At 44.0% G+C, this 9,836-nt stretch carries 5 protein-coding genes; 1 reads left to right on the plus strand and 4 read right to left on the minus strand.

Annotation, left to right across the window (positions count from 1 at the left end):
- Nucleotides 1-97 precede the first annotated feature (97 nt).
- Nucleotides 98-2,371 (minus strand): caspase family protein, encoded by a 2,274-nt coding sequence (locus tag Q0954_RS21085; RefSeq protein ID WP_299459997.1) that lies wholly within the window; start codon nt 2,369-2,371, stop codon nt 98-100.
- A 572-nt stretch (nt 2,372-2,943) separates the two neighbouring features.
- Entirely contained in the window at nt 2,944-5,919 is a 2,976-nt protein-coding gene (locus Q0954_RS21090; RefSeq protein WP_299459999.1) for a type I restriction endonuclease, read from the minus strand.
- Nucleotides 5,920-6,192: 273 nt separating this feature from the next.
- Between Q0954_RS21090 and Q0954_RS21095 the strand changes: the two genes are divergently transcribed.
- Complete coding sequence (locus tag Q0954_RS21095; RefSeq protein ID WP_299460002.1) at nt 6,193-6,579, plus strand: GxxExxY protein; 387 nt, start codon at nt 6,193-6,195, stop codon at nt 6,577-6,579.
- Between the two features lie 87 nt (nt 6,580-6,666).
- On the opposite strand, the gene Q0954_RS21100 is transcribed toward Q0954_RS21095, so the two are convergent.
- Both Q0954_RS21100 and Q0954_RS21105 read right to left on the minus strand, forming a co-directional pair.
- Nucleotides 6,667-7,935: a restriction endonuclease subunit S gene (locus Q0954_RS21100; protein ID WP_299460005.1), complete on the minus strand. Its 1,269-nt coding sequence runs from the start codon at nt 7,933-7,935 to the stop codon at nt 6,667-6,669.
- Nucleotides 7,932-9,680 (minus strand): class I SAM-dependent DNA methyltransferase, encoded by a 1,749-nt coding sequence (locus Q0954_RS21105; RefSeq protein ID WP_299460007.1) that lies wholly within the window; start codon nt 9,678-9,680, stop codon nt 7,932-7,934. The genes Q0954_RS21100 and Q0954_RS21105 overlap by 4 nt, the downstream gene beginning before the upstream one ends.
- Between the last annotated feature and the right edge of the window lie 156 nt (nt 9,681-9,836).

Consider the following 9,836-nt stretch of genomic DNA (forward strand, 5'->3'; position numbering starts at 1 on the left):
CAAACAAATGAAAAAGCAGAGAAATTTTGGCAAGCTTTCAGAACAAACAAAATGTGGGTTGCCAAACAATGACACCCCACCTTTCTAACAGTATGATTTAATACTTCACAAAAACCTTTTGGAAATCTTTGCCCTGAATACGAGGCACTTGCTCTATGCCATGGATACGTCGAGCAAAATAAGGAACCCCTTCGTTGTTGTCTACCAAATACTTATAAATTTCTGCATAAGTCAATTGGTTGTCCTTGTTCTTGTCGGCATTCTTGTTATGAATCGCCTTCAAAAAGAAGTAAGTAAACATACCATGCAGTTTTTTGTTGTACCAGCACGACACTTGGTCTTTGCTGGACGATGACAACAACACCCCATTCTTTACCCCTTTGATTCCCTTAGACTTTACCACAATAGGCGAAATGTTGTCAAACACGGTTGCCCCCGAAAAACAAGCATCTAACACCACCGTTATCGACTTTGCCGGAAGTTTGGCAAGGTTGCGGTAAAAAATATCGCTATGGTAACCGCTCAACTCTACATACTGAGGGTCAGCCTCTACAGGCACAAAATAAGCGGCATTGTTTTTAAGGCTGGGCGCCCCGTGTCCTGAATAATACACAAAAACATCACTCTTTTCGGCTTTGATAGAGTTATACAATTTGCCTTTGTGGTTGTGTTCGTTGCCAAAAAACGTTTTGAAGTCAGCCAAAGTAGCATCATTGATCAAAAATACATTGCCTGGCTTATAGCCTAATACTTTTATCAGGTAGTTTTTAATACTGCGGGCATCATTAATGGCGTATTTTACCCGTTTGGTTTTCTGATAATTGGTATTACCAATGACTACAGCTATGGCGTTGGGGTTATTCATTTGGGTCTGAGGCAGTTTTACATCTACATCCGAAAAACCACCCACAAAATCGGCATTGCCTACCTCACTGTTGCGTCCATTGGTATTTACGCTGATAGGGTCAAAATTAAAGGTAAGTTTTGACGCATTATACGCCACATAGTTTTGACTGTCGTATACATATTTTTTACCATTTACAGGGTTGACAATGTCTACATGCAACACCGCCAACTCATAGGCATTGGCCAAAGTAAAACTGGCATTCTTATATTTTAATTTCTTGAAATTTTGGTCAAACTGTTTTGCTTCGGCAAGAGGCACGTGCACATATATTGGACGAAAGTCTTTGAAAGTAATTTTAAAACTCTCGTTATCGGCATCATATTCGTTTTTGCCGCTTACCCAATCTATGTGCTCCAAACCTATTTTGGTTACTGCTTGTTGGGTATACTCATATACTTTTTCGCGGCGGGTACTTTCGTTTACCCTGGCAAGGTAATCATCGGTTTTCTCAAACTTACCCTTCTTTTGCCATTTATTGATGCGAGGCTCTATGTACAACTTTACAAGGTGGGTATAAGCAATCGTGCGCCATAACCTAATGGTTTGGTCGTCACTGGCGCTGGCAATCATTTGCCCGGTAGGGCTAAAAGCCACCGAGTTTACATTTTTGAAATGTCCGCGCAAACTGGTTATTTTTTGGGCATTCTTAGCATCCCATAGCTTTAGGTTTTTGCCACCCCTCACCAGGTAAGACCCATTGGGGCTCATGGCAAGCGAAGTAATCACAGCGTAAGGTTCAGCATATTCTTTGGCAATTCTGCCTGAAGCTACCTCCCACTTTTTAAGCGTACCATCGCGGCTCCCGCTCATTAGATAGGCTCCATCTGTAGTAAAGCTCACCGCCATTACATGGTCTTTGTGCCCTTTCAAGGTTTTTTCTAATTGAAAAGTGCTGGTATTCCATACACTAATGTTTACATCGCTGGTACTGGCAATCCTTTGACCAGTAGGGTCAAAACAAACCCCATACACCAAACGCGGGTGGTTGCCAAATGTGTGTACCACATGACCACTGTTTACATCCCACAACTTTACGGTTTTATCGCGGCTGCCACTCACCAACCATTTACCATCAGCACTATAGTCAATAGTGCCTACCATGTCGGCGTGCCCCTCCAGGGTTTTTATAATCACCCCGCTTGAGGTTCCCCATATTTTAATGGTACCATCTACACTTGCAGTAGCAATATTTTTACTGTCGGGGCTAAACTTTACGGCAAGCACACTGCCCCGGTGCCCGGCAAAGGTATGCAACAGTTTTCCACTAACGGCATCCCACAACTTCAGGGTTCGGTCTGCCCCACCACTTGCCAAATATTTTCCATTGGGGCTAAAAACTACCGAATAAACTTTAGCCTGGTGCCCCCTGAGAGTAAGCAATGATTGTTGGGCGTAGGTGTAGTGCTGTATCAGGCTCAGGCAACAGCAGAGGGCGAACAATTTTAGTTTGATGGTTTTTGTCATGGTATCGGTTGGCAAACATTTTTCTGTAAAAATAACATCTCTTATTGACTTGAACAACGCATAAGTCTGCAATAGGTTTGCATGATAAGGTATAAGTATAGGCAAAAAAGAACATTTTCGACGTTAAGTTCTTGAGTTGGTAGGCGGGGCAAAAACATTGCTCGGTTGTGAGAAAATGTTGGTATAAAAAACAGGGAATTTGGGCTTTAGGCTAAAAAAATGAAAAATATTCACCTTTTTTTCAAAATAAATGCAACCTTTTAAAAAGCTTGCCGTATAACTCTCCAAAGGCTGGTTAGCACTTTTATAAACTTCATTTTTCTCCCAAAAAGTGAAGGAAAGTTTTAAATGTTTTAAATAATAGCAGACAATCCTACCTCAAAGAGGTGGGATTTGTTTTTTTATAGAACTTGTTGAAGGCTTCAGACCGCCAATGATGACAAGTTTGTAACTTGCTTTTAAACAAAGGTTTAAAACTTTTTTCTATTCGGAGGCGTAAGTTGAAAAAACTTAAGCCAGTAAATGAACGAAGAGCAACCAACCCTACCCCTATAAAACACTAAAAAAAGAACCTACTTAGCCCCTCGCACCAAGCGATTGTACAACTCGGTAAACCAAGCATTTTTGAGCGAAGCATTTACCTTGTCATTGGTCATTTTACTGTAAAAATCGAGCTTGGTATTAATAAAATTGAGCAGCAAATTATCAATCACACCATTGAACTTATCCTGAATATTGTCTTTAGAATTTTGCGCATTAAAATAGCTCATCAACTCGTCATCATCATACACCAATTGGCGCATTTTTTTCACCTCCACCTTGTCTTCCTCGGTCAAGTCAGCCCCAAAAGCATCGTTCAATGTTTGAATAATTTTACTCAACCAATCTGCCTCCTCCTCCGCATTTTGGTTGCTTCCGCCTGGCTGCAGCCCCTCAGTTTCGCCATCGCCCGACTCCAGCTCAAGGTGAGTAGTATATTGGTACTGCACCCTGTAGCTGTCCAGCTCCACGTCGTTCACCACGTCTAAGGGCAATTGTTGGGTAGCATAAGGCAGCTTTTTAATCAAGCCTATAAAAAACACATAATGTTTCTCCAGGTCAGGGTCAGCAAAAGTCATAATTTGGCTCAAAAACTTATACATTTTATTAAACCTCTGCAAATTGCCCTTAAAAGCCGCCTTGCCCTCATCGTTGGGCAACTGCTCAAAGCGAGTCACCACCACATCGAGCACCTTTTGCAAGCGCTCTTGCTCGTTGGGCAAGGTAAAAAACACCTCGGCAAACATTTCTACCTCTTGCGGCTCATATACTTGCGATTGCTCAAGCTCGGTAAGCAAATGATACAAAATATTGGGGTCGGTCAAAAGGTCTTCGGGGATATAGTTGCCCCCATAAAAATGCTGGAAGTCTGCCTGTATTTGCTCAGGTTCGTTTACAAAATCGAGCACCATGGTAGAGGTTTTGACTTTGGTGGTGCGGTTGAGCCGCGAAAGCGTTTGCACGGCATTGGCACCGCCCAACTGTTTGTCAACAAACATGGTATGCAAGAGCGGCTCATCAAAACCCGTTTGAAACTTGTTTGCCACAATCAAAATACGGTATTGGGGCAACTTGAGCGCCTCAGGAATACTCACCCTGCCTTGCAGGGCATTCATACCCGCCTCGGTATAATCTTCGCCCGTTTCGGGGTCGTGCACCTTGCCCGAAAAAGCCACCAAAGCCCCATAAGGCAAATTCATTTCACGCATTACCTCCTCAAACTTTCGTTGATAGCGCACCGCGTGCAGCCGCGACCTGGTTACCAGCATAGCCCTGGCCTTGCCCAAAATCTCGTTTTGGGTGTGGCTGGCAAAATGCTCCAGCATAATCCGCGCTTTGGTTTCAATGGCGTGGTCTTGCAAATCTACATAATTGCTCAACACCCTCACCGTCTTCTTCTTGTCATACTCCTGGTCGGGCACATCCTGGCGGGTAGCAAGTTTATAATAGCGTTTAAACGACATATAGTTTTGCAGTACATCGCGTATAAACCCCTCTTTGATTGCCTGCTCCATGGTATATTCGTCAAACGCCCGTTTTTGCCCGTTGATCATCGTACCAAACAAAGTAATGGTTTTGGGTTTGGGAGTAGCCGTAAAAGCAAATTGCCACACATTGGGCTGTTGTCCCTTGCGCTCTATATCTTCGGTAATAATATCGTCGAGCGTAGGCGTGTCGGCTTCTTGAGCAGCGGCATCAGCCAGGCTCAAAGCTTTGCGCATGTGGCGCGAGGTTTCGCCCGATTGTGAGCTGTGGGCTTCATCTATCAGAATTGCATATTTGCGATTGGCAAAGCCCGCCACAGCGTCCGATATATAGGGAAACTTCTGAATGGTGGTAATAATCACCCGTTTGCCCTCCTCTATGGCCTGGCGCAAGTCGGCACTGCTAGAGCGGTTGTCCAGATAAGCCACCACCCCCGACCGCTTGTCGAGCTGACGCATGTTGTCCTGAATTTGTCGGTTGAGCACCCGCCTATCGGTGACTACTATCACACTGTCGAACATAGCCCTTGGGTGTTGGGGTGCCTGGTAAAAGTTGGCAAGGCAATAGGCAAGCCAGGTAATGGTGTTTGACTTGCCCGAACCTGCCGAGTGTTGAATGAGGTAGTTGGTGCCCGTGTTGCTTTGGCGCAAAGCCGCTAACAAACGATGTACCGCCCGTCGTTGATGAAAACGAGGAAACAACAACACGGGTGTTTTCTTTTCTTCCAGCCTTTGGGTTTTGGCATTGTACTCCTTGCTCGTGTTGGTTTGCAGGCTTATAAAGTTTTGTATCAGGTCGAGCAACGAATCTTTAGTAAGTACATCTTCCCACAGGTAGCCCACCGCGTAGCCCTGCGGGTGGTGGTTTTTGAGCCCTTGGTTAAACGGCAAAAAGAAGGTAGACTTGCCGCGCAAGTGGGTGGTCATGTATACTTGCTCGGTACCCACCGCAAAATGCACCAAACAACGTTGAAACTCCAGCAAAGGCTCGCCTCTGGGGTCGCGGTCTTGTTGGTATTGGCGCATCGCCTGCACATGGTTTTGCCCAGTAAGCGCGTTTTTGAGTTCGGCAGTTGCCACTGGAATACCGTTGACAAACCACACCAAATCTATAGAGTTGTTGTGTTGACTAGAGTAGCGCAATTGGCGCACTACAGTCAGGCGGTTTTGAGCATACCAGCGGGCGTGTTCGGGGGTTTTGGTGTGGGCGGGTTTAAAATACACCAAGTCGAGCTTTTGTCCACGATCTTTTACTCCATGGTGCAAGCCATGCAAGGTTTTGTGCTTGCGCAAATGGGTAGCCACGTTTGCCGTTATCTTCTCATCGGTAGCCGCCCCATACTGCTTTTGTAGTGCCTGGTATGCCTTGGGTTGGCTTGTTTTTATAAATTCAATCAGCTCTTCAGGGATCAAACAAAGGGTTTTATCATAGGCTTTCGCCGAAATCTCCTGGTAATGATCCTGAGTAGTCAAATAGTTGACAATGTGCGCCTCAAAATCGGCTTCTTTACTTCCACTTGCCATAGCTTGCTTGTTATGATGTGTATATAATAAAAGGTGTTTGCTTTTTTCATCTACCGATTTTATACGCCCTTAAAAAATCAGTGCCTTATACGCTCGGTTAGTTGCTTGTAAAGCAGCCTCAAACTTGTCGCTTGTCGCTAAAAGCACCGATATGCATCGGCATCTAAGGACTTGAGACTGTAGAAGCTCCTGACTCATTAGCTTGAAACTGAAAATTAAAAAGTATTGACGACTATTCCCGCTTTTTGAGTGAAAAAAACTATATTCATCTCCATGACAACAAACGAACTTACTTATAAAATCAACGGTTGTGCTATGAAAGTACACAACACCTTGGGCAATGGTTTTCAAGAAGTGATTTATCAAAGATGTTTGGCTATAGAATTGGGCAGGGCAGGTTTAGACTTTGCCCGCGAAGTGAACCAAACTATTTATTACGACGGCATAGATGTGGGCACTCGCCGAGCCGATTTCATTGTAGAAAACCAAGTAATCGTGGAGCTAAAAGCTGTCATCGACTTGCAAGATGTGCACCTGGCTCAAGCCAAAAACTATTTGGTGGCTTACAATTTCGACATTGGCTTATTGATCAATTTTGGAAACACCAGCTTGCAATTCAAGAAAGTATACAATGCTCGGCGCAATCCATATACCCCCTAGGATCAGGATTTGCAGGATTGGGGGATGCGCAGGATAAAATAAAATCCTGCCCATCCTCTCATCCTGTAAATCCTGATACTCTCCTGCTCATCCTGACACATCTATCTTCCCCGTTACTGCCTCCGATATAATGGTTTGGCGATAGGTTTTGAGTTTTTTGATAGAGGTTTTTGTTTTTTCTATTAATTGATTAAACTCGTTCAGCTTTACGCTTAAATATTCATTAATTTCATATTGTTCTTCTCGTGTTGGAGGAATAGCAATAACTAGCTCCCTAATTTTTTCTAAATGTAAATTAGTTACTGAAGTTGTTTTACTTGCTAATTTAATTTGTTGATCAACAATTGAACTATTAAAAAAATGAGAAAAATAATAAGCGGTAAGACGGTTATTTAACTTTATTAGGCATAAACTAACGAAAATACTAAACTCCCATTCCCAATCTATGACTTTAGTAATTCCAATTGTTCCATTTTTAGATAACAACACATCACCCACTTCAGCATTACACCTTTTTGATAATACAATATGTTCTTCCTCTGGAATATACTTAACTTTTGACAAGTCAATGACTTTTTGTTGTATGTCTGTTACTCTTAAAAAAGGGATACCTGTTTCAACATAAGTTGGCGTATGGTGCGCTCCATCTATGATTTTTTTCGCCAAATACTTCAACTTCACCACCTCCCAATGTGCTGGAATCTCTCCCAACCACTCAATGCCGCTGTCTTTCATAGGAGCATCGGGGTGCAGCCCTTGAGTGACAGCCTCGTTGATGATGGTTTGTCGCTGTAGTTGCAACTTTTCAATCAAAGCCTCTTTTTTTGCCACTAAAGCATCTATTACTTGGGTTTGGTGGTCGAGATATTGAGCGATTTTTTTTTGTTCTTCTTGAGGGGGAACTACAATAAAAATATTCATTAAAGCATCCTGAGTCAGTTTTGGTTGTGCAGACCCAACAATCAAAGGTGTATAATCTAAGCTTTCAAGCAAAGTCTGAAAATATTTAATGCTTCCCCTCTTAGGATGTAAGATATGTGCATGATTATTTACCCAATACTGCCCTTTAGCAATAAAAGCCAGAGTTTTACTTCTTGTTAATAAATTTGCACCATCTTCTCCAATCAATATATTGTCTCCATCAAACAAATAATCGTCTACTTTATCAATTACTCCTGACGCTCCATAGTAATCATACTGTTTTACCTTCATATCACCACGTTGAGTTGAACTTAAAGGTACACGAATATGATTAAGGTTATTCAACTCATGCTTCAACTTCACCACCTCCCAATGCGCTGGAATCTGCCCCAACCACTCAATGCCACTGTCCTTATATTCGTCGTATTGCTTCATTCTGCCAATAAATCATTTAAAAGGGTTGCAATCTCACTTTCTAAAGCCACAATTTCCGCTTTCACTTCTGCCGAAGGGGGCAAAGCCTCGTACTCATAAAAATACTTGGTAAAATTGATCTCGTAGCCAATCTTGGTTTTCTCATAATCGAGCCAAGCCTCGGGCACATGGGGCAACACTTCGGCTTTGAAATACGCCTCAATGTCGGTGCCCAAAGGCACATTTTCTTTGTCACGTTTTTTGCTATCGGCTTTGGGCTCGCCCTTTTTGTTGCTTACCTGCTTGCCTTCTTTATACAAAGGTTGCTCTACGGTGAGTTGGTAATAGCCAAAGGCATCGTTGGCAAATATTTTACTGTGCTTGCCCTCTTCAAAGCCCTCATAAACGGCAGCAATGGCGGCAATGTGCTCGGCAGTTAACTCATTACGCTTGTTGCCCAAACTGCGCTTGTTTGAGCGGTGAAAATCGCCCCCTGCGGCATTGATGAGCTGCACCTTGCCTTGGCGGGTAGGGCTTTTTTTGTTGGTCAAAAACCATATATAAGTATTGATACCCGTGTTGTAAAACAAATCTTTGGGCAATGCCACAATGCATTCCAGCCAATCGTTTTCAATGATCCAACGCCTAATGTCGCTCTCGCCCGAACCTGCATCGCCCGTAAACAAGGGCGAACCATTGGTAACCACCCCAATACGTGCCCCTTCGCGTGCCATTTTTGCGAGCATGTGTTGCAAAAATAAGAGTTGACCATCCGAAACCCTGGGCAGTCCCGCATAAAAGCGCCCCGCCGGGTTCAGCGATTCGGCAGTGATAAAAGTCTTGTCTTTTTTCCAGGTAACCCCATAAGGGGGGTTGGCGAGCATATAATGAAAACGTTTGCTGGCAAAGTGGTCTTCGGTAAACGAATTGCCGTGGCGAATATTCTCCGTATCTTCGCCCGTAATCAACGCCTCCGACTTGGCTATAGCATACGATTGCTCGTTGAGCTCCTGCCCATAAGTCATCAGCTCAGGCTTTTGTTCGGGGGGCAAACCCGCACACACCTCATCCAGCACATAACGCTTGCCCAGGTTTACCATTCCGCCCGTGCCCATGGCAGGGTCATAAATGGTGCGAATCAACCCTGATTGGCGTAAAGTGTGGCGGTCGGGCAAAAACACCAAACGGTTCATCAAAGCCACCACGTCGCGCGGGGTAAAGTGTTCCCCTGCCGTCTCGTTCGACTGCTCGTTGGCTATCCTGATCAGCTCCTCAAACACATAGCCCATGTCGTGGTTATCTACCGCCTGGGTGTGCAGGTCTATTTTGCAAATTGCCCCGATCATCTCATAAAGCAAGCCGTTTTTTACCAGCCTTGCCACTATCTTATCAAACTGAAAATGCTCCAGAATGTCGCGCACCTCAGGGTTGAAGCCTTGCAAATAATTATTAAAATTGATTTCTATATAATTGGGCTCGTCTTGCAACGACGCCAGGGTATGCAACGAAGTATTGTAAAACTTAAGCCCGCCCGCTGCTTTGCGTAAAATGGGCACTAGTTTAGTTTCTTCCAGTTTGTCGGCAAACTTCTCAAATTGGGCGCGCACCTCGGCGTTCACCCCCTCCAAGATACAGTCCATGCGCCTGATCACAATAAAAGGCAGCACCACATCGCCAATTTCATTTTTCTTGAAGGCATCGCGCAGCACATCATCGGTTATCTGCCATATAAATTTTACATTGGGCTGTTGTTGTTCTTTGCTCATATACTTTTTAGTCGGGAGTTGATAGTTGGGAGTTGGTAGCCATTATAGCTTCAAACCAACCGCCACCAATAGCATCCTAGTGTTTGGCTACTGAGCACCATTGGCAATTGGCTGCAAAGTAAATATTTTTTGGGGAGAATGTGGGTTAATTTAGGA

The organism is uncultured Microscilla sp., assembly GCF_947493425.1.
Lineage (GTDB): Bacteria > Bacteroidota > Bacteroidia > Cytophagales > Microscillaceae > Microscilla.

What these genes read in the sequence shown, in the direction of transcription:
- Q0954_RS21085 (WP_299459997.1), bottom strand. Translation starts at nt 2,371, where the DNA reads ATGACAAAAACCATCAAACTAAAATTGTTCGCCCTCTGCTGTTGCCTG.
- Q0954_RS21090 (WP_299459999.1), bottom strand. Translation starts at nt 5,919, where the DNA reads ATGGCAAGTGGAAGTAAAGAAGCCGATTTTGAGGCGCACATTGTCAAC.
- Q0954_RS21095 (WP_299460002.1), top strand. Translation starts at nt 6,193, where the DNA reads ATGACAACAAACGAACTTACTTATAAAATCAACGGTTGTGCTATGAAA.
- Q0954_RS21100 (WP_299460005.1), bottom strand. Translation starts at nt 7,935, where the DNA reads ATGAAGCAATACGACGAATATAAGGACAGTGGCATTGAGTGGTTGGGG.
- Q0954_RS21105 (WP_299460007.1), bottom strand. Translation starts at nt 9,680, where the DNA reads ATGAGCAAAGAACAACAACAGCCCAATGTAAAATTTATATGGCAGATA.